Here is a 26,327-nt window from a genome sequence, read left to right as displayed (position 1 = left end):
CTGATCGATGACCTCCGTCCCCAGCGCCCGCAGCGAGGCAGCGCACACCCCGGGCAGCAGCACAGGCCTGCCCACCGGTGGCAGACGTGTCCTGATCGCCTCGGACAAGTTCAAGGGTTCACTGACCGCCGCCCAGGTCGGGGCGGCCGTCGGCAGCGGGCTGCTGCGGGTGCTGCCGGACCTCGATGTCGTCGTGGTTCCGGTGGCCGACGGGGGTGACGGCACTCTCGCGGCCGCGCTCGCGGCCGGGTACCTGCGGGTCCCGGTGTCAGCGGCCGGGCCGACCGGTGAACGGGTCGACACCTGTTACGCCAGGCTCGGTGACGTTGCGGTGGTGGAACTCGCGGATGTGTGCGGGCTGTCGCAGTTACCCGGTGGACGGCTCGCCCCGCTGACCGCCGGTTCGAGGGGTACCGGCGAGGTCATTGCCGCGGCACTGGACGCCGGCTGCCGGCGCGTCGTGGTCGGCATCGGCGGCAGCGCGGGGACCGACGGCGGGGCCGGCATGGCCCGCGCCCTCGGCGCCAGGCTGTTCGGCGCTGACGGTCGGGAGATCGCCGAGGGTGGAGCCGCACTCGCCGACCTCGATCGGATCGATCTCAGTGCGTTGCATCCCGGTCTGGCCGGCGCCGAGATCGTGGTGGCGTGCGATGTGGACAACCCGCTCACCGGCCCCCGGGGCGCAGCCGCGGTGTACGGCCCGCAGAAGGGGGCGCACGGTCAGGACGTCGTCGTGCTCGATGCCGCGGTGGGTCATTGGGCTGATGCCGTCGCAGCGGCCACCGGTTCCGATCTTCGCAATTCCCCAGGGGCCGGCGCGGCGGGCGGGGTCGGGTTCGCGGCGCTGGCGTTGCTCGGCGCGTCGCTGCGCCCCGGGATCGACCTGGTGCTCGACCTGGTCGGCTTCCACGATCAGCTGCGGGGAGCGGAGCTCGTCATCACCGGTGAGGGCTCCCTGGACGAACAGACCCTGCACGGCAAGGCTCCGGCGGGAGTGGCGACGGCGGCGGCTGCCGCCGGCGTCCCGGTGGTGGCGGTCTGCGGGCGGAACCTGCTGTCTGGCGAGCAACTTCGCGCGGCCGGCATCGTTGCCGCCTACAGCCTTCTCGACATCGAACCGGACCCGGCGCGCTGCATGAGCGACGCCGGGCCGCTGCTGGAGCGGCTCGCCGAGGCCGTCGCAGCCGATCAACTGCAAGCATCAAGAAGGGCGGGAGGAAGATGACCGGCACCTACGACCTGGTGATCCATGCGCGGCGCGCCATGGTCGGCGGGCAGGAAATCGGTTGCACCGTTGGGGTGCGGAACGGCGTGATCGCAGCCGTCGAGCCATCCGGTTCCGATCTCGCGGGCAGGCAGGTGCTGCGGCTGGATGCGGATGAGGTTCTGCTCCCCGGCCTGGTCGACACCCATGTGCACGTCAACGACCCCGGACGCACCGAATGGGAGGGCTTCGTCAGCGCCACCAGGGCCGCGGCTGCGGGCGGGGTGACGACCATCATCGACATGCCGTTGAACAGCCTGCCGCCGACCGTCGACGTCGCCGCACTGGAGGTGAAACGCAAGGCTGCGCAGGACAACTGCTTCATCGATGTCGGCTTCTGGGGCGGTGCCATTCCAGGCAATGTCGGTGACCTGCGCCCGCTGCACAACGCCGGGGTCTTCGGATTCAAGTGTTTCCTGGCCGATTCCGGAGTCGAGGAATTCCCGCAACTGGAATCCGGGCAATTCGTCGCGGCGCTGCGCGAGGTGGCGACCTTCGACGGATTGATGATCGTGCACGCCGAAGACGGGCACGCGCTGGAACACGCACCGGCCGCCGCGGGACGTGAGTACGGCGGGTTCCTGGCCTCCCGGCCGCGCGGAGTGGAGAACCTGGCCATCGCGGAAGCGATCGAGGCCGCCCGGTGGACCGGCTGCCGGTTGCACATCCTGCACGTGTCCTCGGCCGACGCGATGCCGATGATCCGGTCCGCCCGGCGGGACGGCCTGCGGTTGACGGTGGAGGTGTGCCCGCACTACCTGATCTTCGCTGCCGAGGAGATCCCCGACGGCGCAACCCAATTCAAGTGCTGCCCGCCGATCCGGGAGGCGGCCAACCGGGACGAGCTGTGGGCCGCCGTGGCCGACGGGACCATTGACTGCATCGTGTCCGACCATTCGCCCTGCACCCCCGAACTCAAGCGGCTTGACCTGGGCGACTTCGCCGAGGCATGGGGCGGGATCTCGTCCCTGCAGCTGGGACTGCCGGCCGTCTGGACCGAGGCCCGCACGCGCGGTCACCGGCTGACAGATGTGATCCGGTGGATGGCCGAACACCCCGCCGCCCAGGCCGGCCTGACGCACAAGGGCGTGATCGCGGTGGGGAACGACGCGGACTTCGCGGTCTTCGCCCCCGACGAGAAGATGGTGGTCGACCCGGAATTGCTGTACCACAAGAACGCCGTGACGCCGTACGCCGGCCGAACGCTCACGGGGCGGGTGCGTCGCACCTGGCTCCGTGGAACCGACATCAGTGCCGATGTCGAGACGAACGGAGACCGCCGCGGCCGTCTCCTGAGCAGAGGAGACGCATGAGGACCAACGACTTCCGCCCGCTACCCGATCTGGCATCCCGAACCCTGGCCGGCAGTGTGGTGTACGCCAACGACGAACTCTTCGCCGAGCGGGAGAACCTGATCAAGCCGGAACCGGCGGTGTTCTCGACAGAGAGCTTCGGGCACAAGGGCAAGATCTACGACGGCTGGGAGACCCGGCGGCGGCGCGAGGCGGGGTTCGACTACGCGATCGTCCGGCTCGGCGTTCCCGGCATCATCCACGGCGTCGTCGTCGACACGGCGTGGTTCAAGGGCAATTACCCGCCGCACATCTCCGTCGAGGCGACCAGCATCGAAGGGTTCCCCACCGTCTCCGAATTGGAATCCGCCGGCTGGGTCACCCTGGTCGAGAAGTCGGAGGTCAAGGGAGACAGCGAGAATCCGTTAGACGTCAGCGACCGGCACCGCTACACCCACGTCCGGCTGACGATCTACCCGGACGGCGGAGTGGCACGGTTCCGGGTGCACGGCGATCCGCTGCCCGATCCGCGGCTGTTGACCGGCACCATCGACCTGGCCGGCCTGGAGAACGGCGGAACGGTCGTCGACTGCTCGAACATGTTCTACTCATCCCCCTTGAACATCCTGCGACCCGACCGGGCGCGGATCATGGGCGACGGCTGGGAGAACGCACGGCGACGCGACAACGGCAACGACCATGTGACGGTCCGACTGGCCGCGAGGGGTTCGATCCGGCGGGTGGAGATCGACACCTCGTACTTCATCGGCAATTCGGCCGGTTGGGCCGCGCTGTACGGGATCGACGCCACCGCAGCGGATCTCGATGACGCCGCTGCCTGGGTTCAGATCGTGCCGAAGACCAGGCTGCAGCCGGACACCCGGCACTTCTTCGGTTCCGCCAGCACACTTCCGGTGACCCACGTTCGGCTGGACGTCTTTCCCGACGGGGGACTGGCCCGGCTGCGGATCAATGGCGAGATCGACGACGCCACCCTCGGTGAGCTGACCACGGTGTGGCAGGAGAGCCTGCCGGACGTGCACTTCCGCGCGGCCTCGGCGGCTGATCTCTGATCGTCAGCGGATCCCGGTCCGCGCCAGTCCCTGGACGAAGTAGCGCTGGAAGAGCAGGAACAGCACCACCATCGGAGTCACCATCACCAAGGTGAGCGCCATGATGGCGCCGTAGTTGGCGGAGTACTGACCGCGGAAGTCGGTGACCAACCCGATGGGCAGGGTGAAGGCCTGTTCGTTGCCGAAGAAGACGATCAGCGGCCAGGCGAAGTCGTTCCACACCCCCATGAAGGTCAACAGGGTCAGCGTCGCGATCAACGGTTTGCTGAGCGGGAGCACGATGCTCACGAAGGTCCGGATCCGTCCGGCACCATCGACCCGGGCCGCCTCGAGCAACTCGTCCGGGATCGCCAGGAAGAACTGTCGAGCGAGGAAGATCCCGAACGCGGCCGCCGCCGTCGGCAGGATGACCGCCCAGATGTTGCCGTACAGGCCGACTGTCGCGATCAGCCTGAACTGCGGCACCATGATCGCCTGCACCGGGATCATCATCGTGGACAACAAGACCAGGAACAGCAGGCCCTGAAACCGGAAGTTCATCTTCGCGAACGCGTAGCCGGCCAGCAGGTTGATCACCACGGTGATGGCGGTGGTCACGGTCGCGATCAGCAGTGAATTGCGGAACCACTGCCCCACCGGATAACGGGTGAACGGCTCGGTGAAGTTCTCGAAGGTGAACTCGGTCGGCCACAGGTGCAGTCCCGGCGCGTACAACGCATCCCGGGTGGAGAACGCGGTCTGCACCATCCAGTAGAACGGGAACAGCATGACCACCGCCAGTAGCATGGCAACGCCGAACCGCACCCAGTAGCCGGCCGAGTGCCGCCGGCGACGACCCCGGGCCACGACGGTTCGCTGCTGAGAGTCCTCCGCTCGTCGCGGCGGCGTATCGCTACCGGTGACGGAGGGAAAGGATGGAATCGCGCTCACTCAGCCCACCTGGTCCCTACTTCTGCTGTACCGCCACTGCATCGTCGTGATCAGCATGGTGATCGCGAAAATGACGACACCGACCGCCGCTGCATACCCCAGCTGTCCCGGACCGTGCTCGTCGAAACCGGTGCGGTACGCGTAGGTCACCAGCATGGTGGTCGCGTTGTCAGGCCCGCCGCTGGTCATGGCGAAGACGGTGTCGAAGACCTGGAACGAGTAGATGAGATTCATGATGAGCAGGAAGAACGTCGACGGCCCCAGCAGCGGCCAGGTCAACGAGGTGAACCGGCGCCAGCCTGTCGCACCGTCCAGCTGGGCCGCCTCGTAGAGCTGCGGATCGATGGCCTGCAGACCGGCCAGATAGATGATCATGTCGAAGCCGATCCGGATCCACAGCGTGACCAGCACGACGGCGACCATCGCCCAGCCGGGGCTGGACTGCCAGTCCGGCCCCTGGATTCCGAACACGCGGAGCAGATTGTTCACGAACCCGTCGTACTGGTCGAAGATCCACGCCCCGAGCATCCCGACGCTGACCCCGGCGATGACCAGCGGCAGGAACACCGCGGACCGGACGAACGCCCGCGCGGGGACGACCGAATTGAGCAGGACGGCGACGGCCAACCCCGCGGCCATCCCCACCGGTACGGTGCAGATCGTGAACACCACAGTGTTCAGGATTGATCGCCAGAACAATGCGTCGTTGAGCAACCCGATGAAATTCGCCGGCCCGATGTTGACCGGATCCCCCAGCGATTCGTAGCGCTGCGTGCTGATGACGAACGCGTATCCCAACGGCACCAACAGGAACAGCGTGATCATGATCAGGTTGGGCGCCAGGAACCCCAGAGCCGCCCGGCCTTCACCCTTCGCTCGGCGGGTGAGAACCGTCATTCTGTCAGGCCCCGACAGCCGAGTTGACCGCTGCAGCCAGCTTCTCCAGCGATTCCGCTGTCGATGCGCCCTTGAACGCCGACTCGAGCTGGGCCTGCAGGGCCGTGTTGATGTCGTTGAAGGCGGGGGTCACCGTTGATGCCACCACCTGTTCCGACACCGTGGTCGCCTGCTGCGAGAAGACAGCCATCTTGTCGGGGACGTACACGAAGTCGATCCCGGTGTCGGCCAGCCGCTTGCGCGTCGGCAACTCCATTGCATTGGCACAGAAATACTTCATGACGTCTTCGCGGCCCATCAGTTTGACGAAAGCCGCCGCGGTGTCGGCCTGCTCGGTCTTTGCGTAGGCGACGATGGAATTGCCACCGAGGTCGGAGGCCGCACCGGCGTTCCGGGGCATGAAGGTTGCTCCCCATTCGGCCTTGTACCCCTGCGCCTTGTCCGCAACCGCCGGAATCGAGAAGTCGCCGATGAACGACATGACGGTGGTCTGCTTGAGGAAGAAATCATCGGAGTAGCGGGTGCCCTGGATGGTGTTGGTGTCCGGGACCCACTTCTGGGTGAAGAAGCTCTTGGTGAAATCGAGTGCCGTGGTAGCCGGTTCGCTCGGGATCGCCGCCGAGCGCAGATCGGCGTTCAGCAGGGTGCCGCCCGCCTGGTACAGCCAGGACAGCCAGCGGTAGGCGCCGGCCTGGGTCCAGTTGTACGCGAAGGGGAATTGATTGCCGCCGAGGCTTCCGCGGAGCTTTTGCGCCACCTCGCCGAATTCGTCCCACGTCCACGCTGTCTCCAGCGTGGTCGGCACGCTGCTGATCCCGGCTTTCTCCAGTGCCGCGACGTCGAAGATGATCGCCGACGTATCCGTCTGATGCGGCACCCCGTACGGCGCGCCGTCGACCGAGATCGCATTCCAGAAAGAGGGAATGAACTCGTCCACTTCCTCCTGGGTGTAGTACGGCGACATGTCGAGCAGCACCTTCTTGGATGCGTAGCGCCCGAACGTCGTGTAGTCCACCCGGAAGACGTCGGGCGCGCTGCCCGCCTGGATGCTGCGGTCGACGCCGGAGTAGAACCCGTCGTAGGGCGAGACCTTCAGGTTGACGGTGGCGCCCGGGTTCTCTTTCTCGAAGATCGACTTGGCGTATTCGAAGCCCGCCTGTTCGGCGGCGCTGCCGCCCCAGAATGCGAAGGAGATCGTCCCGGTCACGGGACCGGTGTCGGCCTTCGCGCCGAGTTCGGCCGGGGCGGCCGACGCCGAGCCGCCACTGTCGGCGTTGTTGCCGCCCATCCCGGTGTCGCCGGACGAGCAGGCGGCCAACCCGAGCGCTGCGACGGATCCGACGGAACCGAACAGAAAACGGCGGCGGGACATGGTCATGGCGAGGACCTCTCGGCAAGAACGGAACTGGAACGGAGATCCGACCCTCGATGAACATCCGAGGTGGGACCGCAGTACTACCGCCCGAGTTGCCGCGCCGGATGCAAAGTGGCTGCCACACAGGATGAGTCAAACGGACAATGATGAGAAAGCGTCTTTTCGGATCGGTACTGACGGCGAGCGGAATTGCAGATTGTCCGGATGTCACCTGATCGTTACGCTCGCGTAGTGACTGCGGAAGCATCGCCACAGATAGTTCCGCCTGACGGCGGGAAGCGTGCACGCGTGGTTGCGTGCCTGGGCAACGTCATCGAGTGGTACGACTTCGCGCTGTACACCGGCCTCGCGACCGTGTTGTCCGTGGTGCTGACGCCCGGGGGGTGGGACGGATTCCTCACGGTGTTCGCCGTCTTGGCCGTCTCCTGCCTGTTCCGGCCGATCGGTTCGTTGCTCATCGGGATGCGGGCCGACCGATCGGGCCGGCGCCACACCCTTGCAGCGACAATCCTGCTGATGTCGGCCGCCACGGCGGCGATCGGCGCGCTGCCCCCGTGGGCGGTGATCGGCGTCGCCGCACCGCTGTGCCTGCTCGCTCTGCGGGCGTTGCAGGCATTCTCGGCCGGCGGCGAGATCGCCGTATCGGTCGCCTACCTGACGGAGACGAGCACCCCTGGCGAACGCGGGCGATACGGCCAGTGGTACGTCGCGACGGTGGCCGCGGGATTCGCGGCGGGGATCGGCATCTCCGCTGTCCTCGCCGCACTGCTCGATCCGACCGACTTGCAGTCCTGGGGATGGCGGATTCCATTTCTGTTGGCACTGCCGCTCGGCGCCGTCGGCGTGTACCTGCGCAGCCGTCAGGTGGAATCGCCGGTCTTCCGCGCTGCGGAACACGCCATTCGCCCGCTGCACGTGCTGATCGGGAATCTTCCGACGGTGCGGCGGTGCTTCCTCATCTCGGGGTCCTACAGCGCGTCGTTCACGGTGTGGTTCCTGTTCCTGCCGAGTTACCTGACCGGAACCGGTGCAACGTCGCTGGCGGCCGCACTGGTCGCAGCACTGGCCGGGTTGCTGGCCATTGCTGTGACCGCCCCTGTGTTCGGCCGAGTGTCGGACTCGATCGGCCGGCGGCCGGTGCTGATTGCCGCTGCCGGGGCACTCGCCATTGCTGCCGTGCCGCTGTACTGGTGGATGAGCAGCGGGTCGATGCTGGCCGGCCTCGCCGGGAGCGTGATCATCGGGACCGTCATCGGGGCGTTCGTCTTGCCGGCGTTCCTCGCCGAGCAATTCCGGACCGAGTTCCGGGCCACCGGTGTCGGACTGGCCTACGGGATCAGCAGTGCTGTCGTCGGCGGCACCGCACCGCTGGTGGCCACCCTGCTGAGCCGTCATGCTCCCCCGGCGGCCGTCCCTGCCTATCTCGCGCTCTGGGCGCTGGCCGCACTGGTTGCCATTGTTCGCTCCCCGGAAACCGCACCCGCCGCGAAACCGCCCGCTCAGCCGGACCTGGTCGTTCCGCGGGAGGGAACCGCATTCAGTCCGAGACGACGAGGTTGATTCCCCGGTCCTGACAGCAGCGGCGACCGCGCCGCGCGTCCGCATCGTCAGCCGGGTCGCGTGCGACCGAACTTCGCCGGTGCGGGCTGGTGGTCTCATCCTCTTTGTGTCATCCGCGGGTCCGGGTGGTCGGGCACAGTTATCCGGAGTTGATCGAGGTGGAGGAGCCGTGATGGTGGATCGTTTGGGTGCGCGTCGAGGAAGTCTGCCTATTCCAGATCGCCAACACCTGGGACTGACCACGTACGACGCGAAAGACCCTGACACCACGTTCCCTCCGATCGAGCCCCTGCTGCCACCCGAGGGAGCGCCCAACGTCCTGATCGTCCTGCTCGACGACGTGGGGTACGGCGCCGGCAGTCCGTTCGGTGGGCCCGCGCAGATGCCTACGGCGGAACGGTTGCAGGGCGGCGGGCTGACTTACAACCGTTTCCACACGACCGCACTGTGCGCGCCGACCCGTGCGGCGTTGCTCAGCGGCCGCAATCACCACTCCGTCGGGATGGGCCTGATTACCGAGACAGCGACGGCGGCACCTGGTTCGAGCGGCGTACGACCCAACACAAAAGCCGCGTTGGCGATGACACTGAAACTCAACGGCTACTCGACCGCCCAGTTCGGCAAGTGCCACGAGGTGCCGCCGTGGCAGACCTCGCCGATCGGCCCGTTCGACGCGTGGCCGACGGGTGGTGGTGGGTTCGAACACTTCTACGGCTTCATCGGCGGCGAGAACAATCAGTACTACCCCGCCCTTTACGACGGGACGGCTCCGATCGAGCCGGAGAAGACCCCGGAGCAGGGATACCACCTGACAGAGGACTTGACCGACCAGGCCATTGACTGGATCCGCACCCAGAAGGCGCTTGCCCCGGAGAAGCCCTTCTTCGTCTACTTCGCCCCGGGTGCCACGCACGCCCCGCACCACGTGCCGCTGGAATGGGCCGACAAATACGCGGGCAAGTTCGCCGCGGGATGGGACGCGGAGCGCGAAGCCATCATCGCCCGGCAGAAACAGCTCGGGGTCGTGCCCCAGGACGCTGAACTGACTACGCGGCCGCAGGAGATCCCGGCCTGGGCAGACATGGACGACTCACTCAAACCTGTGCTTGAACGGCAGATGGAGATCTACGCCGGGTTCCTGGAACACACCGATTACCACGTCGGACGGCTGATTGACACCGTCGAGAGCATCGGCGCCCTGGACAACACACTGGTGTACTACATCATCGGTGACAACGGTGCGTCCGCCGAGGGCACGGTCAACGGCGCGTTCAACGAAATGGCGAATTTCAACGGCATGTCCGCCATCGAGACACCCGAATTCATGGAATCGGTGAAAGACAAACTCGGCACCGTGGACGCCTACAACCACTACGCCGTGGGCTGGGCGTGGGCGATGTGCACCCCGTACCAGTGGACCAAGCAGGTCGCCTCGCACTGGGGTGGCACCCGCAACGGCACCATCGTGCACTGGCCCGCCGGGATCACCGCCAAGGGTGCGCTCCGGTCACAGTTCTGCCACGTCATCGACGTTGCTCCAACCATTCTCGAGGCGGCGGGCCTCCCAGAGCCGGACTTCGTCAACGGTGTGCAGCAATCGCCGATCGAGGGCACCAGCATGGTGTACACCTTCGAGGCGCAGGATGCCCCAGAACGTCACGACCTGCAGTACTTCGAGATGGCCGGCAATCGGGGCATCTATTTCAAGGGCTGGAGCGCCGTCACCCAGCACAGCATTCCCTGGTTGCCTGCGGCGGCGGTGCCCGCGTTGGACGATGACGTGTGGGAGCTCTACGACGGCAGCGCCGACTGGTCCCAGGCCAGGGACCTTGCTGCGGAGCAGCCGGAGCGGCTCGCCAAACTGCAACGGCTCTGGCTGATCGAAGCTGTCAAGTACAACGTGCTGCCGATCGACGACCGCCGGTTCGAGAGGCTCAACGCGACCATCGCCGGCCGACCGCAGCTGATCACCGGCACCAGCCAGGTGTTGTTCGCTGGGATGAAACGGCTCAGCGAAGGCAGCGTCATCGACATCAAGAACCGGTCGTTCAGTGTGACCGCGTCCATCCACACGACCTCCGACGATCCCTCGAGCGGCGTGCTGATCGCTCAGGGCGGTCGGTTCGGTGGCTGGGCGTTCTATCTCAAACAGAACCGGGTCAAATTTGTCTACAACGTCCTGGGCATGCAGGAATTCGTCACCGAGGCGACTGAGGACCTTTCGGCCGGAAAGCACCAGGTCCGCGCCGAGTTCGCCTACGACGGCGGTGGCCTCGCAAAGGGCGGCACCGTCACGCTGTACTACGACGGCACCGGTGTCGGCACCGGCCGGGTCGATATGACACAGCCGCTGATCTTCTCCGCGGATGAAACCACGGATATCGGCGACGACTACGGCATGCCCGTCAGCCCTGACTACGCCGGTGCCAGCCGGTTCAACGGACGCATCGATGTCGTTCAGATCGACGTCGGCGACGACGATCACTCCCACCTGATCGACCCCGAACAGGTCGCCATGGTGGCGATCTCGCGACAGTGATCGGCAGCCGCGAATCAGGCTGCGCTGTACGGGGTGATCGACGACTGCAGAGCCTTGGTGCGAGCTCGAAGCGGGTAATGGCGTTGAACCGGAACAGACCACCGGGCCGCTATCGCGAGCTTTGGCGTGGGGCCGCATCGATCAATCCGAGCTGGGCGAAAAGCGGAACAAGGCCCTCCTGATGTGGTCCCGCGGCGATATGGTCGGCCACGGTCATCACCCGTGGATCGCTCCCCTCGATCGCGACGGGCGTACCGGCGAATTGCAACATCTCGATGTCGTTCAGTCCGTCCCCGACCGCGACGACATCGTCCCGCCCGATTCCGAAGTGATCGATGACCGTTTGAATCCCGAGTGCTTTGTTGATGCGGGACAGGTAGAGCTCGCCTGCGGAATCTCCCATATCTGGGATCGAGCTGGGCAGCGCACCGATCTCGGGTCCGATCTGTTCGGCGATGGTTGTGACGGGTGCCGGGGATTCGAAGCAGGTGATCTTGCTGAAGGAAGCGCCGGTCAGGTCGTCCGACATGCGCAGCACGTCCAGGATGTCCCGTGGTCCTTCCCGCTCCGGCTGATCGGCGGACCGCAGGTGTACGAGCAACAGGGCAGCCAGACGCCGGTCGACGCCGAGCGGGCCGTACACCGCCTCGGGTGCCTCCAGCAGGTACGCGACGTCATGCTCGTCCAGGAGGGACACCACCTGCGCAGCCAAATCCCGGGGGAATCGGTGATCTGTCAACACTTTTCCGTCGATCTCGACGTAGCCGCCGGCCGCCGCGACGAACCCGTCCAACTCGGCCAGCACGGCCGGATCGATCATCGAGCGCGGCCGTCCGGTGCACAGGAAGACCCGGTGGCCCGCTGCGCGCACCGCACGCACCGCCCGGACGTGGCCGTCCGGTACGACTCCGTGGTCCGCGTAGGTCCCGTCGAAATCGAGAAAGACTGCCCGACTCCCGGTGGTTGTTCGCGCGTTCGCCCCAGCCTGCACGCCTGGAGACGCTACCTGCCGCGACGGTTCACCTGTGGCCGAGCGATGTATGACCGGGCGCCGTCACCGGCTCGGCCGCCGATCCTCATGGGCGATATGGCTCAGCTGACGCCAGATGACCACCACGAAGACGGCCGAACCGACGAAGGCGAACCAGAACGGCGCGGTGACACCGTAATGCTGGGCGAGCACACCGCCGATCCCCGAGCCGATCACCAGGCCGCCATACGTGCCGACCATGTTCACGCTGCCCACCCGGCCCTGCAGATGCGTCGGCACCACCCGCTGACGAATGGTGATCGAGGTGGTGCCCCAGATGAAGGCGTGTGCGCCGAACGCCAGGAAGACCGGCACCGCGACCCATGCGGTGGTGGTCAGCGCCAGCGCCAGATGAGTCAGCGTCTCGACGATGAGCCCGGCGCGCATGATGTTGCCCAGGCTGACCCGGCGGGTGATGCAGCCGTAGCTTGCCGTACCCAGCAGACCACCGGCCGCCATCACGGTGGTCAGCAGACCGAATCCGATGTCGCCGAGCCCCAGCCGTTGAGAGGCGTACAGCACCAGGACGGACCACGCCGCGCCGAAGGTGATGTTGAAGATGAAGATCGTCAGCACCAAGGTCCGCACCGCCGGGTGATGAACCACCCAACGGAAGCCTTCCGCGATGTCGTGGTGCAGGCGGGCTGTCCCGGCGCTCGGCAACGGAATTCGCCGGCAGCACAACCCGGGAGACCAGGACCGCGCCCAGCCCCACGACCAGCGCCTCCGCACCGAACGGCCACGCCGACCCGATGACGAACAGCGCCGCACCCAGCGGCGGGCCGGCCAGTTGATTGAAGGTGATCATGCCCGTCTGGAGCCGAGAATTGGCGATTGCCAGGTCGTCTCGGGCCACGAGCATCGGCAGCAGGGTCTGGGTGCTGGTATCGGCGAAGACCTCGGCGGTGGACAGCAGGAACAGCGCCGCCAGCACGACCCCAATGGATCCTCTGCCGGTGACGATCGCGAGCACGAGCACGAGCACGGCCAGCATGCCGACCCGCGCAAGGTTGACCAGCACGACAATCCGGAGCCTGTTGTGCCGGTCAGTCACGGCACCCGCAATCGGCGCGAAGAGCAGCGGCGGCAACCACTGGAACGTCGCCGCCAACGCGACCAGGAATGCGTCGTCGGTGAGTGACGCCACCAGCAATGGACCCGCCGCCAGTGCGAACCCGTCGCCCAGGTTCGTCAGCCACGATGACGGCAACAGCCAGCGGAACCCGACGCCCAATCGGGACGGGGCCACCAACTCGGCCAGTCGAATCACAATCGGCAGAGCCTAGTCGCACGGAGCCGAGGCATTCGGCCGCTTGCGACTCGCTGTGGGCAACGGTTCTCGCCGTCATGTCGGCGGTCCACCGCGAAGGGGACGTTCCTGCTGCGAGATATACGCCAGGAAAGCTCCCGACACTCCGCCATTGAGTGCCTGACATATCGGCGACAAAGGTACGGTCGCGGGCATGGCTCTCATCACCCGCACCTACCTGGCCGACGACCTCGACGGTTCCGAGGACGACGTCAGCAGGGTGACGTTCAACCTCGACGGCACCGACTACGAAATCGATCTCAGCGCCGCCAATGCAGAGCGTCTCCGCGCGAAGCTGGCGAAGTTCGTGGACGCGGCGTCGCCGGTCAAGCCCGTCAAGGCCCGCCCGGTGAAGCGTGGCGCAAAGGCGCCCGTGGCCCGGCCGAGCCGCGACCAGACGCAGGCCGTCCGGGAATGGGCACGCAGCAACGGGTTCGAGATTTCCAACCGCGGCCGGATCTCGAAGTCGATCCAGGAAGCGTTCGACGCCGCGCACTGAGCGGAGCCGTCGGTCGGAGTGGATCTCAGCAGTCGAACACCGACCAACAGATGTCGTTGCGCAGCCGCTGGTCGTCCAACACCAGTTCACGGATCGCCACCGGAAGCTGGTCACGCTGCCAGTGGCACTCACGTCGTCCTGCAGGCTCGACATCGCCGTCCGCCGCCGCCCGTACGGCCTTGATCGCGTAGGCAGCCGCGCCGAGTTCGTGCGCGGCAACGTGCGCAACCGCACCGGCCTGGCCCGCTGCATAGGCGGCATGCCGTTCGGCACCCCGCAAGTCCCTGGCCGCCCCCATCGCATGGCCGCCGGCCGCGCGGGCTTGGGTCATCGTGACCTCGCCGCGTACCCAGGCGCGGGCGTGCTCGATCGCCTGACGCGGCCGGGGATCCGCCGGACGAGCCGATTCGAAAAGGTGCAGGACGTGTTCTGCGCACGTCGCGGCCCAGAGCGCGAGGTGATGGTGATCCGCGTCGGTAAGGGTCCCACCGCGGCGGATCGTCACGAAGCGAGGGTCGCGGACCTTCGGCAGGATCATGGTGGCACTTGTATCACCCAGAGCCGACGACCGTGCCGGGTCGCGGCCGCACCGGTTGTGGGGGCGGCCCGGCGGCGCGCTGTTGTACCGCGCGGGCCTAGGACGCGGGGCATGGGAACACAGCGACCTGTTCTCACAATTCCCGCGAATGCCGCGCGCCTAACAGGTATGCCGCGGTTGATGATCTTCATCCCGATAATTCCGATCATCCGGCGCTCCAGACCTCGGGGCGGCATGCCACGGTGAGCCAAATGCTCTCCTAGGCTGCCGGTGTGGCTGACACCCGGGTTTTCGACGCCTACGCCGCACGGGCGGACGAGTACGCCGCCCTGTTCGGGTCGGTGGATGCCCTGCATCCGGACGACCGCGAGTTTGTCCTGCAGTGGGCCGACTCCGTGGCCGGTCCGCTGGTGGATGCAGGATGTGGCCCAGGACAATGGACGGCTCTGCTGAATGACGTGGGCATCGACGCGATCGGTATCGACCCGACCACGAGCTTCGTCGAAATGGCACACCGGAACTTCCCGAATGCGACGTTCCGGACCGGCGCCTTCGATGACCTCGGTGTCAAAGACGGATCACTTGGCGGCGTGCTCACCTGGTTTTCGGCCTGGTGGTGGTCGGCAGCCGAGCTGACGCGACGCCTGAACGGTCTCGGCCTGATCGTGACCGCGATCCATTCCCGACGATCGGCCGACCACCGCCCGCTCGGAGCGCACATCGCCCAGCGACGGGCCATGTGAACGTCGCGCTATGGTCGTGCCGCCGGATGATCTGTCCCGGCCCCGGTCCGGCCGCCTGCACAGAAACGGAGATCGCCGATGTCAGCCTCATCAGGACAATTCGTCGCGGCCATGTCCGTCCCCCGCCCGGGACGGGCGTGAATGATGTTGATCTATTCGATGAGCGTGTCGGCGGACGGGTTCATCGCCGACCGCGCCGGCGGGTTCGGGTGGTCGGTCCCCAACGAGGAGCAATTCCGGTTCCATACCGACGAGATACGTGAACTTGGCGTCCATCTGTGCGGCCGCAGGCTCTACGAGACGATGCTGCCGTGGGAGACGGACCCGTCGATGCGCGACGACGAGGACGGGGCGGCGTTCGCCGACATCTGGTCTGCGATCCCGAAGGTCGTCTTCAGCCGCACACTCGACAGTGTTCAGGGCAACGCACGGCTGGCCGAGGGATCGATCGCCGAGGAGGTCGCCGCGGCACTCCACGCGACCGACAAGCACATCTCGATCGGCGGCGCCGGCCTGGCCGCCGCAGCGATCGAACTCGACCTCGTCGATGAGCTGCGCATGTTCCGGAATCCGGTCGTTGTGGGTGGCGGGACGCCCTTCCTGCCGCCGGTCACCCGTGAGATCACGCTGGATTTAGTTGACACCAGGACCTTCGGATCGCGGGTGATCTATGAGTGCTACCGACGAGTCCGCGAGCAGGCGCATTGACCCATCCCCGACCATCGTCGCGGTGCCCGGGCTAGATATCCCACGGCTGCAACTTGTCAAGCGGCTGCCGCGGTCAGGATGCGCCAGGCAATCTGCTCGTCGTATCTCGTGTGGTGCCGAAGGCAGCCGTCGAGGATCCCGACAAGGCGGTTGCCCAGGGCGCGGAGGGCTTGGTGGTGGGTGTTGCCGCGGGCTCGGTGCGCGTCGTAGTACGCGCGAGCGCCGGGCGATGTGGTGAGTGCGCTGAACGCCTGCTGGTACAACGCATCTGCCAAGCGTCGGTTTCGGGTGTGCCGGGCGAGCACGACCCGGCTTTTCCCGGACGTCTTGGTCACCGGGGCCATCCCGGAGTAGTTCTTCCGGGCCCTGGAATCGGCGTAACGCTTGGGGTCGTCGCCGAACTCGGCAAGCACCCGGGCACCGAGGATCTGTCCGAGCCCGGGCTGGCTCAGGTAGATCTCAACGTCCGGGTGCCGGCCAAAACCCGCACCCACCTGCTCGGCCAGCGCCTCGACCTGCCGGGACAGCTCCGACAGGATCGCGACCAACGCCGAGGTACTCGCCGCGTAGGCGGTGACCACGCCGGGTCGCGCGGTCAGCTGCTCGGTGTGTAACGCGGCAACGATCCGCTCCGCCGCGGCCTGATGGTTGCGTTGCCGTCCTGCTCGCCGCAGCAAGGTGATCACCCGTGCGGTGGTCAGCCGTTTGCCCTGGTCCGGGCTTGGCGCGGCCGCGAGAACCGCGAGTGCGTCCCTCCCGGTCAGGTCGTCACCGAAGGCGAGCAACGCAGCGGGGTAGAACTCCCGCAGCATCGAGCGCAGCATGTTCGCCTGCCGCTGCCGGGACCAGATCATGCTCTGGTGCGTGCGGGCCAGGATCTTGACGTGTTCGGCGGTGTCGCTGTCACCGGCCACGGGTCGGTGATGCGCCCGGTCCAGCCGCACCAGCTCGGCCAGCACATGCGCATCGCCCGGGTCGCTCTTCGATCCGGAGGTGCCGTGCCGTTCCCGATACCTGGCTGCCTGCAACGGGTTGACCGCATACACGGTGTACCCGGCTGCGATCAACGCCTGCACCCACGGACCGCGGTCGGTCTCGATCCCGATCACCACGTCCGACGGATCAGCATCCTCCGGTAAGTGATCAGCGATCAACGCGTGAAAACCGGCCAGCCCCGTCACACCCTCCGGGAACCGCTTCTTACCCAGCCGGCGGCCGTCGTCGCCGACGAGGTCGACGTCGTGGTGGTCCTCGGCCCAGTCATCACCCACGAACAACACCTGGCGTCCTCCTCACGCCGCAGGAACATCGGCGAGCCACGAGGAGACCGGGTGCTACCTAATGGATCAGTGCTCACATCGGCACGACATCCCACCAGCCCTACAGACTCCTCACCAACCAGCGCGGGACACGATCTAGCCCTAGGCATCGCGTGCCTGGGTTTGGCAAAGTGTTCACCGCGCCGGCGGCTCGGACAGCAGACTTGCACACCGTCGGCTGTACTCCCATTAGGGCTCTCGGTCGCCGTCGCACGGCCCACGCTGGACCGGCTCATCGGCTTTGCCCGCACCGTGATCCTGCTCCCGGCGTTCGGCCGCCGCGCGTCCGGCAGGATCGACCCGGCACCGGAGCGGCTTGCGACGCTCCTTCTGGGTGAGGTGCCGGTCGGCGGCCCGGTGGTGATCATCGGGCATTCGGCGAGTTGCCAGATCGCTGCCGAAGCAGCGGTTCTCGCACCCGACCGCGTCGCCGGTCTCGTATTGGTGGGCCCGACCACAGACCCCCGCGCGACCACCTGGTCGGCGCTCGGCGGCCGCTGGCTGCGTACCGCGGTCCACGAGCGCCCCAGCCAGGTGCCACTTCTGGTGGGGGCTTACGCACGGACCGGTCCGGTCTCCATGGCACGGGGGATGAACGCCGCGCGGCAGCATCGCATTGACCGCACGTTGGCCGATGTGACCTGCCCGGTGCTGGTCGTCCGGGGCCCACACGACGCGATCTGCCCGGCCGACTGGGCCGCCGAACTGGCCGCGTCCACCGGGCGGGGGTCCTCCGAGACACTGCACGGTGGTGCGCACATGGTGCCGGTGACCCACCCGGACGCGCTGGCCGCGTCGGTCTTGGACTTCATCGACAAGCGCGTTCTCAACGGCTGACGGCGGCCGCTGGCTTCGGACGTGGATTTGGCGCTCCCCTAGGGGTTACAGGGGTTCAGCCCGGCCACAACATTGGGGGGCGGACTCAATGGCAGGACAAGTATTCGCTCGTACCGTCGGACAGAGTCATCAGGATCACGCCGCGATGTAGCGGTCCCGGACGAAAGGCTCGCCGTCATGACAGCACCAACAGTTCGCAGGCCCGGGCTCGTGACGGTGGTGGTCGTGCTGACCGTCATCGGCGGCATCGGGTCGATCATCGCCGGGATCATCGCCGTCACGGCAACCGGCGTTGCCTGGGCCGGCATCCTGTTCATTGTTCTCGGCCTCATCTACCTCGCGGTGGCGAAGGGGTTGGCCGACGGCAACAACACGGCCCGGCTCATCGTCGCCGTGGTGTCGGTCATTCAAATCGGGTCGGCCGTCCTCACGTGGATCAGTTCCGACAACAATCAGACCCGGAACTCCGCGTTGGGCTCCGCCATCGTCAGCCTGGTCATCCTGCTGATCCTGTATTCGTCGAGAGCAAATGCATTCTTTGCCTCCCGGTCGAACTGACCCCGGCTGCGGGGACCGGTCGTGACACCGGCGAAGGCCGGATCCTCCGCTTAGGCTCGACCGGATGCGACCGGATCCGGGGAGGCCGAGCATGACGCGTCGAGGTCACCGCAGCACAGGGGCGACGAACATCGTGCGGATCGCCGCATTCGGATGCGTGGTCCTGCTGCTGGCCGCGTGCACCACCGGCACCGTTGCAGATCAAGCGAATGTCAGCGCGACGACCGCATCGACCACCGCACCGACGACGGCACCCTCCGACGGGCAGACGGACCAATTCACCCCGGCACTCATGAGAGTGCCGTCGACACCCCGCTGGTTCACCGGCACCGATGCCAAGGTGCATCTGGTCTACGAGCTGCACCTGACCAATGCATTCCCGGTCGCCTCCACCATCACGGAGGTCGCCGTCAGAGACGCGGCAACGGGCACCGTACTGCAGACCTTGACCGCGGACCGGCTCACCGCGGCCATGTCCGTGCTCACCGCCAGCAGCACACCGACTACCGAACTTGCGCCGTCGACGGTGGGCGTCCTCTGGATGGACGTCACGCTGGACGACCCGGTCGCAGTGCCCGCCCGCATCGACCACCGGCTCACCGTCAGCGTGCCGCCGGATCTGCCCGTGCCCGAATCCATCACGTCCGAGGGCGGCGCCGCCGACGTCGACACCAACCCGCCCACCGTCATCGGACCACCGCTGGAAGGTGCCGGTTGGTTCGCGGTGGGCAGCTGCTGCGATGGCCCGCACCGCAGGACCGCCCAACCGGTCAACAACGGATTGTGGGTAGCGCAACGATTCGCCATCGATTTCAACAAAATCAATCAACAGGGTTTCCTGGTGGTCGGAGACAAGGCGAAGAACGAGAGCTGGCCGACCTACGACCAACCGGTGCTGGCCATTGCCGACGCGAAGGTTGCGGCCGCCCAAGATGGCTACCCGGATCAGATCCCGGAAGCGGCAAAGCCTGTCACCCTCGAGCAGGCAAACGGCAATTTCGTCATCCTCGAACTGGCGGACGGCCGATACGCGTTCTACGCGCACTTGAAACCCGGGTCCGTCCGGGTCACGACGGGAGACCGCGTGACCAATGCCCAGGAAATAGCCCGCACCGGGAATTCGGGCAGCTCCACCGGGCCGCACCTGCATTTCCAACTGATGGACCGGCCGTCGGCGCTGGCCGCCGACGGCCTACCGTACGAGTTCGACAGTTTCACCCTGACCGGACGCGGCCCCGCGCTCGCCGACCTGCTGGCCAACGACCCGGCCACCACTCCCATCGAGGTCGACACCACAGGCTCCGGTCCCCGCACCGACCAGCTGCCGCTCAGCGCGGACATCGTGCAGTTCCCGACTCCGTGAACCCGAGCGTCCCACTCAGGCCGTGCGCCCGACGAGACCGGATTCGTACGCGAAAATGACAAGCTGAGCCCGGTCGCGAGCGTGCAGTTTGGTCATGGCGCGGTTGACGTGGGTTTTGGCGGTCGCCGAGCTGATCACCATCCGGTGACCGATCTCGCTGTCGGACAGTCCTTGTGCGACGAGGGCGACGGCTTCACTCTCCCGGTTGGTCAGTCCGCTCAGGTCAGCATCGCCGCGGGCCACAGTCGGCCTGCTGACATAGGTCTCGATCAGTTTGCGGGTGATGGACGGCGCAAGCAGCGCATCACCCCTTGCGGCGACCCGGACGGCGTGCAGGAAGTCCTCCGGAACGATGTCCTTGACCAGAAATCCGGCGGCGCCGGCGCGGAGGGCCTGGAACACATACTCGTCGATCCCGTAGTTGGTCAGGATGACGACCTGCACCGTCGCCAGTGTCGGGTCCGCGGCGATGCCCCGGGTCACCTCGATGCCGTCGAGGACCGGCATCTGAATATCGACGAGCGCGACGTCGGGCAGGTGTTCCCTCGCCAGCTCGAGCGCCTGCCGGCCGTCCGAAGCCTCTGCCACCACCTGGATGTCGTCCTCGGCCGCGAGCAGCGCACGGAACCCGCTACGGATCAGGGGCTGGTCGTCGACCAGCAGGACGCGGATCATGTCGGACGCACCGGAAGCTCGGCGTGCACGCTGAAACCGCCCTCACTGCGCGGTGCCGCGTGCAACTGTCCCCCGAGGGCGGTCACCCTTTCACGCATGCCGAGCAGCCCGACGCCGGGCGCCGGTGCGGCGTCCGACGTGGCGGTTCCGTCGTCATCGATCTGGATGACAAGAGCGTCAGGACGGTAATCGAGGCGTACCGACGCAATTGTGGCGGCGGCGTGCCGGGTGATGTTCGTCAGCGATTCCTGAACGATCCGGTACGCGGTTCGGTCCACCGCCGTCGGAACACTGGTCTGGTCCCCGTCGATGGTGAGATGCGTTTCCAGACCCGAACTGTGGGCCTGCCGCACGAGGGCCGGGAGGCTGTCGAGTCCGGGCGCCGGTGTCTCGTCGTGCCGGAGCGCCTCCAGGGTCGACCGCAATTCCCTGGTCGCTTCCCGGCCGGCTTCGAGGATGGCCAGTAGGGACTCCGGCACCGGTTTTCCCTGTTTGCGAGCGAGATGAACGGCGACTTCCGCTTGCACCTTGATGACCGAGATCTGGTGGGTGAGCGAGTCGTGCAGCTCGCGCGCGATGCGCAGCCGCTCCTCGTCCGCCCGGCGCAGAGCCACCTCCTCACGAGTGCGCTCGGCCTCTTCGGCCCGGCGTTCGGCCTGCCGCAGGGCTTCACCCGCCGCACCAGCGGCGACCAACCAGGCCAGCGGCAGGATGTCCCGCGACTGCATGAGCACGTCAGCGAAGGGCCAATCCTGATGTGCTGCCCACAAGGCGAAGGGAACGGCAATCAGCATGACCACCGATGCGGCGACCGCGACCATTCGATGTCCTGCCCGGAATGCGCCGTACACCGCCACCAGAAAGGCGATCGCAGGGACGTCGACACCAACGGCGACGTAACCCAGCGCGCACGACCCGGTGACGGCGAGCACCGGCACCGATGCCCACCGGCTCGCAGCCAGGGCCAAACCGGATATGACCACCAGCCCCACACCCAGGAGTTCCAGGGTGCCCGAGAATGGCGCAGCGGGCAGCGCAGTGATCATTAACGCCGCTGTCACAGCCGCGGCGACCGCCCAGTCCACGACGCTGGAACGTCTCTTGGCCACATTCTCACGATAGCCAGTCACCGGCGTCGTCGCGTCCACCGCCGGGATGAGCATTCGCCTACCGCCGCAGCGGTACTTTCGGCGCCTGCACCGCGTCCGCGGTAGCCCGGATACGTCGCGGGTGCCGTTCGAATTGTCGGCGCCTGCCGGACGACGAGTGATGTGCCCGTCGGAAAGGATTGATGACATCCAATCCGACGGAGAGAGGGACATTTCATGTCCGTGCGCAAAGCAGTCACAATGGTCGCGTTTCTCATCGCATTCCTCGCGCTTGCCTCACCGGCGGCTGCCGACACGGCACTACAGCAGGCCGACACCTCTGCCTACACGCTGACCGCGGGCCGTCTCTGGTCCCTGGTCGCAGCCGCGGTCGGGCTGATCGGGTTGGTCACGGGCGGGGCGGCACGGGCCCGCATTCTTGGTGGTCCCAGAACTCAGCGGAGAAAAGCCATCCTGGCACTGGTGGCCGGGCTGGCCGGCTCGGTGATCGGCGGAACCGTCGTGCTGTTCGCCGACGGTGGTCCCGGCAGCGGGTCGGGAATTGTCGGTGGACTCCTGGCCGTCCTGATCGGATTGCTCGCCATGGCGGTCGGTGGCCGCGTCTTGAAACGGTCCCACCGAGCCGATCAACCGGTCGGGATCACGTCTCGAGCCTGATCTGTCGGGAGCGGACGTCAGTTCGCCAAGAGCACCTCAACGGTTGGTGCAGCGTCGACAACTTCCGCAACGTGAACCCCGCATTTGCGGATTGTCTCGGTCAGCCCTGACGCCGCAGGTGTCAGCGCGACCGAGGTGCGGCGGTGGACTTCCGGGGGATGAGGGTGGGGGTGGCCACGACGGTGCGGACTTCACCGTCGTGGTGGGGCGACTCGTCCAGCAGGAGATCGATCGCACCGCGGGCGATGTGGTTGAAGGGCTCGCGGATCGTCGTCAGCGGAACCGGTAGGCGGCTGACGACCGGGATGTCGTTGTAGCCGATGATCGACAGGTCATCGGGGATCACCAGACCCCGGGCGGCTGCCGTTGCCATCGCGCCGATGGCGTTGTTGTCGTTGACGGCGAAGATCGCGGTGGGCGGGTCGGGGCGATCGAGCAGGATGGTCGCCGCAGCCTCGCCGGCCTCCATCGTGTACGCGTCGCCGGCAATCAGTGAGTCGTCTAGGCCGATGCCGGCTTCGGTGAGGGCGGCCCGGTACCCGGCACGGCGTTGCACGGCGGTCGTCGCGTACTCCGGGCCCATGATCAGGCCGATCCTGCGGTGGCCGTGGTCGATGAGTTTTCGGGTGGCCAGGTACCCGCCGAGGTGGTCGTCGCCGATCGAGGCCGGGTGGATGCCGTCGGTACGCAGGACCAGGACCTGCCGACTGTCCCCGTCCAGGTGAAGCGGGGAACCTGTGCGGGCGGTGGCCCGGATGATCCCGTCGACGCGGCGGTGCAGCAGCGACTGCACCGCAACGCGTTCCGCCTCGGGCCGGTCACCTGTGGTGGCGACAACAGCGAAGAGGCCGCGCGCGGCGGCAGCGGCCGCGATCTCTTCGTAGAGCATCGCCATCACGGTGTCGGTGAGCCTCGGCACGATCACCCCGACGGTGCTGGTGCCGGAACGCCGCAGTCCGGACGCCAGCGGATCCCGGACATAGCCGAGGTCGGCGGCTGCCACCCGAACCCGTTCCGCGGCAGCGGACTTCGAGGCCGGCAGCCGTTCGTCCAGCACCCGGGATGCGGTGGAGATGCTCACACCGGCCACCCGGGCCACATCCCGCAGCGTCACCACACCGGCGAGCCTAATCGGTGTGACGGCGGTCTCGTCGAAGAGGGGGTTGACGTCGGCACGCTCAGCGGTCATAGTTGCAATCGTTCCCGTAAACGTTCCAGCAGTCAAGGCGCCGCCTGACCGGAACGTTCCCGCAAAGCTTCTTAGGAGGAGCCGACGATGTCTCTCGGAAATCTGGACCTGCGTGGTCTGAACCCGGCCCCGGTCACCCCGTTCACGGTCGACGGCGACGTGGACTACGCCGCTCTGTCCGACCTGGGCAAGTTCCTGGCCTCGGTCGACGGGGTCAAGTCACTGGTCGTGCTCGGGCACGCCGGTGAGGGCACCTTCCTGACCCAGGACGAGCAGGTCAAGGTCATCGAAACCCTCGTCGACGAGGTCGGCGACCAGGTCGCGATCATCGCCGGCATCACTGGTGAGGGCACCAAGGTCGCCGTCGAGGAGGCCCAGCGGGCCGTCGCCGCCGGCGCCAAGGCCGCCCTGACCTACCCGTCACACGGCTGGCTGCGTTTCGGCTACCAGGACGGCGCCCCGCAGGACCGGTACAAGGCCATCTGGGAAGGTGCCGGGCTGCCGCAGATCATGTTCCAGTACCCGGACAACACCAAGGCCAACTACAACCTGGACACCCAGCTGGAGATCGCCGGCCAGGAAGGCGTGTTCTGGACGAAGAACGGTGTGCGCAACATGCGCCGCTGGGACACCGAGATCCCGGTGCTCCGCCGCGAGTACCCGGACCTGCAGATCTTCTCCTGCCACGACGAGTATCTGCTGCACACCATCATGGACGTCGACGGCCTGTTGGTCGGTTACGGCAACATGGCCCCCGAACTGCTGGTCGAGTTCATCAAGGCCGGCAAGGCGCAGGACTGGACCGCCGCCAAGAAGATCCACGATCAGCTGCTGCCGCTGACCAAGGCCGTTTACCACCGGGGCTCGCACATGGAGGGCACCGTCGCCCTCAAGCACGCCCTGGTCTCCCGCGGCGTCCTGGCCCACGCCACCGTCCGCAGCCCGCTGCTGCCGCTGGCCGAGGGTGCCGACGTCGAGATCGCCGACGCCCTCAAGGCCGCGGGCATCATCTGACCCACCGACCATCAGTATCGGCCGACGCCCGCTGATGGTCCGGCCGGTCGGTACCGGACCAGGGCATGCCGCCCGGGCCGATCGACCGAGCCCTGCACCGATCCGCCTTTGGGCAGTCGCCTGCGCGGATCAGGGCTGGGGCCGCCGCACGCCGCGGCGGCCCCGGCCACCGGGACCACACCCCAAATATGCAAGAGGCGCTCAGCGCCGTCTGTGGGACCTGGTTCGGAGACAATGCAGTCCCGACGGACTCCGCGCCCAGCGGAGGGCGAGGAAACCAACGATCATGACAACTCATGTCACCGGCGAGGCAGAAGCCAACGCCAATGCGAACGCCCTTTTGGTCGGCCGGCTGGAACGGATTCCGGTCACCCGACGATTGCTGTGGATCCGCGTCATCATCGGATCCGCCACCTTCTTCGATGCTTACACCGTGCTGGTCATCGCTTTCGCGATGCCACAGCTGGTGAAGGAATGGAGCCTGAGCCCGGCCGAGGTCGGGATGATCCTGTCCGCAGGGTATGTCGGGCAACTCGTGGGCGCGATCGGCTTCGGCTACTTGGCCGAACGCATCGGCCGGCTTCCCACCCTGTTGATCACCATCATCCTGTTCGTCTCGATGGACGTCGCCTGCCTGTTCGCCTTCAACGGGGCATCGATGATGCTGTTCCGGTTCCTGCAGGGCATCGGAACCGGCGGCGAGGTCCCGGTGGCCTCCGCCTACATCAACGAATTCATCGGCGCCAAGAAGCGTGGCAGGTTCTTCCTGCTCTACGAATTGATCTTCCCGATCGGCCTGCTGTTCGCCGGCATCTCCGCCTACTTCCTGGTCCCGAACTTCGGCTGGAAGGCATTGTTCATCGTCGGCATCATCCCGGCGCTCATCATGATCCCGTTGCGGGTTCTGATGCCCGAATCCCCCCGCTGGCTGGCCTCCAAGGGCCGGATCGGCAAGGCCGACAAGATTGTCTCCATGCTGGAGAACGAAGCGGTCAAGGAGGGCAAGCCGCTGCCCGAACCGGTCATCCGCCCGGTCGACCCGAGAGCGACCCAGAAGTCGGACTGGCGGGAGCTTTTCAAGGGCATCTACCTCAAGCGAACCCTGATGATCTGGGTCCTGTGGATCGCCGTGTACACCATCAACAACGGCATGATCACCTGGCTGCCCACCCTGTACACCCAGGTGTTCGACGTGCCCCTGCAGACCAGCCTGCTCTACGGGTGGACCACCTCCGCGTTCGGTGTCGCCGCATCCGTCGCCTGTGCTCTGCTGATCGACAAGGTCGGCCGGAAACGCTGGTACACCGCGGCTTTCCTGCTCGCCGTGGTCCCGCTGGTCGCGCTCGCCCTGCTCGGCGCCACCTCCGCTGTGCAGGTCCTGGTCGGCGCAACAGTCACTTACGCCATCCTGCAGACGATCGCGTTCTCCCTCTACCTGTACTCCGCCGAGCTCTACCCGACCCGGCTCCGCGCAGTCGGTACCGGATTCGGCAGCGCGTGGCTCCGCGCAGGATCCTCGCTCGGCCCTGTGCTGGTCGGCTTCATCGTCGCCGGCGTGGGAATCCAATGGGTGTTCATGCTCTTCGCCGTCATCGCGGTCGTCGGCGGACTCACCACCAAGTTCTTCGGGGTCGAGACCAAAGGACAGGTCCTGGAAGAACTCTCACCCTGACCCAAACCGAATGCAGCCGTCCCGCCCGCAGGAAGCATCTGCGGGCGGGACGCGCTCGTCTCCCCGTCCTGCGCCTTGCACGCTCCCCGGGCACGCGACGCCGGGTCGGGCTCGTCCCTGAATGCTGTCGCCCGCGGAGTAGCGCGGATGCCCGGAGGCTGGTGAAGTGGACGACAG

At 66.7% G+C, this 26,327-nt stretch carries 23 protein-coding genes and 1 pseudogene; 14 read left to right on the top strand and 10 right to left on the bottom strand.

The annotated features are described in order from the left end of the window. The first annotated feature begins 7 nt into the window (after positions 1-7). Genes ACVBEQ_RS08070 through alc form a run of 3 tightly spaced genes read left to right on the top strand, consistent with a single transcriptional unit; the run spans position 8 to position 3,629 of the window. A complete protein-coding gene (locus tag ACVBEQ_RS08070) occupies positions 8-1,225 on the top strand; it encodes a glycerate kinase (protein WP_447152802.1) in 1,218 nt (405 codons plus the stop codon). Further along, entirely contained in the window at positions 1,222-2,577 is a 1,356-nt protein-coding gene (allB, locus tag ACVBEQ_RS08065; protein ID WP_447152801.1) for an allantoinase AllB, read from the top strand. The genes ACVBEQ_RS08070 and allB overlap by 4 nt, the downstream gene beginning before the upstream one ends. After that, complete coding sequence (gene alc, locus ACVBEQ_RS08060) at positions 2,574-3,629, top strand: allantoicase (RefSeq protein ID WP_447152800.1); 1,056 nt, start codon at positions 2,574-2,576, stop codon at positions 3,627-3,629. Before allB ends, alc begins: the two co-directional genes overlap by 4 nt. Before the next feature lie 3 nt (positions 3,630-3,632). Here alc and ACVBEQ_RS08055 read toward each other — a convergent pair whose 3' ends face one another. The 3 genes from ACVBEQ_RS08055 to ACVBEQ_RS08045 are packed head-to-tail and all read right to left on the bottom strand — an operon-like array spanning position 3,633 to position 6,834. Beyond that, the gene (locus tag ACVBEQ_RS08055) at positions 3,633-4,559 is read right to left on the bottom strand and encodes a carbohydrate ABC transporter permease (protein ID WP_447152799.1); all 927 of its coding nucleotides are present in this window, start codon (positions 4,557-4,559) and stop codon (positions 3,633-3,635) included. Next, entirely contained in the window at positions 4,560-5,456 is an 897-nt protein-coding gene (locus ACVBEQ_RS08050) for a carbohydrate ABC transporter permease (protein ID WP_447152798.1), read from the bottom strand. It lies immediately after the preceding gene. A gap of 4 nt (positions 5,457-5,460) precedes the next feature. Beyond that, positions 5,461-6,834 (bottom strand): ABC transporter substrate-binding protein, encoded by a 1,374-nt coding sequence (locus tag ACVBEQ_RS08045; protein WP_447152797.1) that lies wholly within the window; start codon positions 6,832-6,834, stop codon positions 5,461-5,463. Positions 6,835-7,119: 285 nt separating this feature from the next. On the opposite strand from ACVBEQ_RS08045, the gene ACVBEQ_RS08040 reads away from it, so the two are divergent. Continuing rightward, positions 7,120-8,391 (top strand): MFS transporter, encoded by a 1,272-nt coding sequence (locus ACVBEQ_RS08040; RefSeq protein ID WP_447152796.1) that lies wholly within the window; start codon positions 7,120-7,122, stop codon positions 8,389-8,391. 172 nt (positions 8,392-8,563) lie between these two features. After that, the gene (locus ACVBEQ_RS08035) at positions 8,564-10,930 is read left to right on the top strand and encodes a sulfatase-like hydrolase/transferase (RefSeq protein WP_447152795.1); all 2,367 of its coding nucleotides are present in this window, start codon (positions 8,564-8,566) and stop codon (positions 10,928-10,930) included. 109 nt (positions 10,931-11,039) lie between these two features. Here ACVBEQ_RS08035 and ACVBEQ_RS08030 read toward each other — a convergent pair whose 3' ends face one another. Next, positions 11,040-11,921 (bottom strand): HAD hydrolase family protein, encoded by an 882-nt coding sequence (locus ACVBEQ_RS08030; RefSeq protein ID WP_447152794.1) that lies wholly within the window; start codon positions 11,919-11,921, stop codon positions 11,040-11,042. Positions 11,922-11,984: 63 nt separating this feature from the next. Then, a pseudogene (locus ACVBEQ_RS08025) lies at positions 11,985-13,239 on the bottom strand (MFS transporter). A 184-nt stretch (positions 13,240-13,423) separates the two neighbouring features. On the opposite strand from ACVBEQ_RS08025, the gene ACVBEQ_RS08020 reads away from it, so the two are divergent. After that, positions 13,424-13,768, top strand: a complete 345-nt coding sequence (locus tag ACVBEQ_RS08020; protein WP_447152793.1) for a histone-like nucleoid-structuring protein Lsr2 — start codon at positions 13,424-13,426, stop codon at positions 13,766-13,768. A gap of 25 nt (positions 13,769-13,793) precedes the next feature. Here the strand turns inward: ACVBEQ_RS08020 and ACVBEQ_RS08015 are convergent, their stop codons facing one another. Continuing rightward, complete coding sequence (locus ACVBEQ_RS08015; protein ID WP_447152792.1) at positions 13,794-14,306, bottom strand: putative immunity protein; 513 nt, start codon at positions 14,304-14,306, stop codon at positions 13,794-13,796. 272 nt (positions 14,307-14,578) lie between these two features. Between ACVBEQ_RS08015 and ACVBEQ_RS08010 the strand changes: the two genes are divergently transcribed. Beyond that, positions 14,579-15,049, top strand: a complete 471-nt coding sequence (locus ACVBEQ_RS08010) for a class I SAM-dependent methyltransferase (protein ID WP_447152791.1) — start codon at positions 14,579-14,581, stop codon at positions 15,047-15,049. A gap of 144 nt (positions 15,050-15,193) precedes the next feature. Beyond that, a complete protein-coding gene (locus tag ACVBEQ_RS08005) occupies positions 15,194-15,757 on the top strand; it encodes a dihydrofolate reductase family protein (RefSeq protein ID WP_447152884.1) in 564 nt (187 codons plus the stop codon). Between the two features lie 56 nt (positions 15,758-15,813). Here the strand turns inward: ACVBEQ_RS08005 and ACVBEQ_RS08000 are convergent, their stop codons facing one another. After that, a complete protein-coding gene (locus ACVBEQ_RS08000) occupies positions 15,814-17,037 on the bottom strand; it encodes an IS110 family RNA-guided transposase (RefSeq protein ID WP_447152790.1) in 1,224 nt (407 codons plus the stop codon). Positions 17,038-17,328: 291 nt separating this feature from the next. On the opposite strand from ACVBEQ_RS08000, the gene ACVBEQ_RS07995 reads away from it, so the two are divergent. The 3 genes from ACVBEQ_RS07995 (at position 17,329) to ACVBEQ_RS07985 (ending at position 19,834) form a co-directional block, all read left to right on the top strand. After that, positions 17,329-17,913 carry an alpha/beta fold hydrolase gene (locus ACVBEQ_RS07995; protein WP_447152789.1) on the top strand — a complete coding sequence of 195 codons (585 nt, stop codon included), beginning with the start codon at positions 17,329-17,331 and terminating at the stop codon, positions 17,911-17,913. A gap of 177 nt (positions 17,914-18,090) precedes the next feature. Then, entirely contained in the window at positions 18,091-18,471 is a 381-nt protein-coding gene (locus ACVBEQ_RS07990; protein ID WP_447152788.1) for a hypothetical protein, read from the top strand. 91 nt (positions 18,472-18,562) lie between these two features. Continuing rightward, positions 18,563-19,834, top strand: coding sequence for a M23 family metallopeptidase (locus ACVBEQ_RS07985; RefSeq protein ID WP_447152787.1), 1,272 nt, complete (start codon positions 18,563-18,565; stop codon positions 19,832-19,834). Between the two features lie 15 nt (positions 19,835-19,849). On the opposite strand, the gene ACVBEQ_RS07980 is transcribed toward ACVBEQ_RS07985, so the two are convergent. Together ACVBEQ_RS07980 and ACVBEQ_RS07975 are read right to left on the bottom strand one after the other, a co-directional pair. Next, a complete protein-coding gene (locus tag ACVBEQ_RS07980; protein ID WP_447152786.1) occupies positions 19,850-20,509 on the bottom strand; it encodes a response regulator in 660 nt (219 codons plus the stop codon). Beyond that, positions 20,506-21,618 carry a sensor histidine kinase gene (locus tag ACVBEQ_RS07975; RefSeq protein WP_447152785.1) on the bottom strand — a complete coding sequence of 371 codons (1,113 nt, stop codon included), beginning with the start codon at positions 21,616-21,618 and terminating at the stop codon, positions 20,506-20,508. The genes ACVBEQ_RS07980 and ACVBEQ_RS07975 overlap by 4 nt, the downstream gene beginning before the upstream one ends. A gap of 240 nt (positions 21,619-21,858) precedes the next feature. Here ACVBEQ_RS07975 and ACVBEQ_RS07970 point away from each other — a divergent pair, with 240 nt between their 5' ends. Beyond that, complete coding sequence (locus ACVBEQ_RS07970) at positions 21,859-22,275, top strand: DUF6223 family protein (RefSeq protein ID WP_447152784.1); 417 nt, start codon at positions 21,859-21,861, stop codon at positions 22,273-22,275. 121 nt (positions 22,276-22,396) lie between these two features. Here the strand turns inward: ACVBEQ_RS07970 and ACVBEQ_RS07965 are convergent, their stop codons facing one another. Next, on the bottom strand, positions 22,397-23,392 hold the full coding sequence (locus ACVBEQ_RS07965; RefSeq protein ID WP_447152883.1) for a LacI family DNA-binding transcriptional regulator: 996 nt from the start codon (positions 23,390-23,392) through the stop codon (positions 22,397-22,399). Positions 23,393-23,551: 159 nt separating this feature from the next. Here ACVBEQ_RS07965 and ACVBEQ_RS07960 point away from each other — a divergent pair, with 159 nt between their 5' ends. Both ACVBEQ_RS07960 and ACVBEQ_RS07955 read left to right on the top strand, forming a co-directional pair. Next, entirely contained in the window at positions 23,552-24,478 is a 927-nt protein-coding gene (locus tag ACVBEQ_RS07960; protein ID WP_447152783.1) for a dihydrodipicolinate synthase family protein, read from the top strand. Between the two features lie 286 nt (positions 24,479-24,764). Then, entirely contained in the window at positions 24,765-26,150 is a 1,386-nt protein-coding gene (locus tag ACVBEQ_RS07955) for an MFS transporter (RefSeq protein WP_447152782.1), read from the top strand. Positions 26,151-26,327: the final 177 nt, after the last annotated feature.

The sequence above is a fragment of the Nakamurella sp. GG22 genome (assembly GCF_052976845.2).
This window is presented reverse-complemented; position numbering and strand designations above follow the sequence as displayed.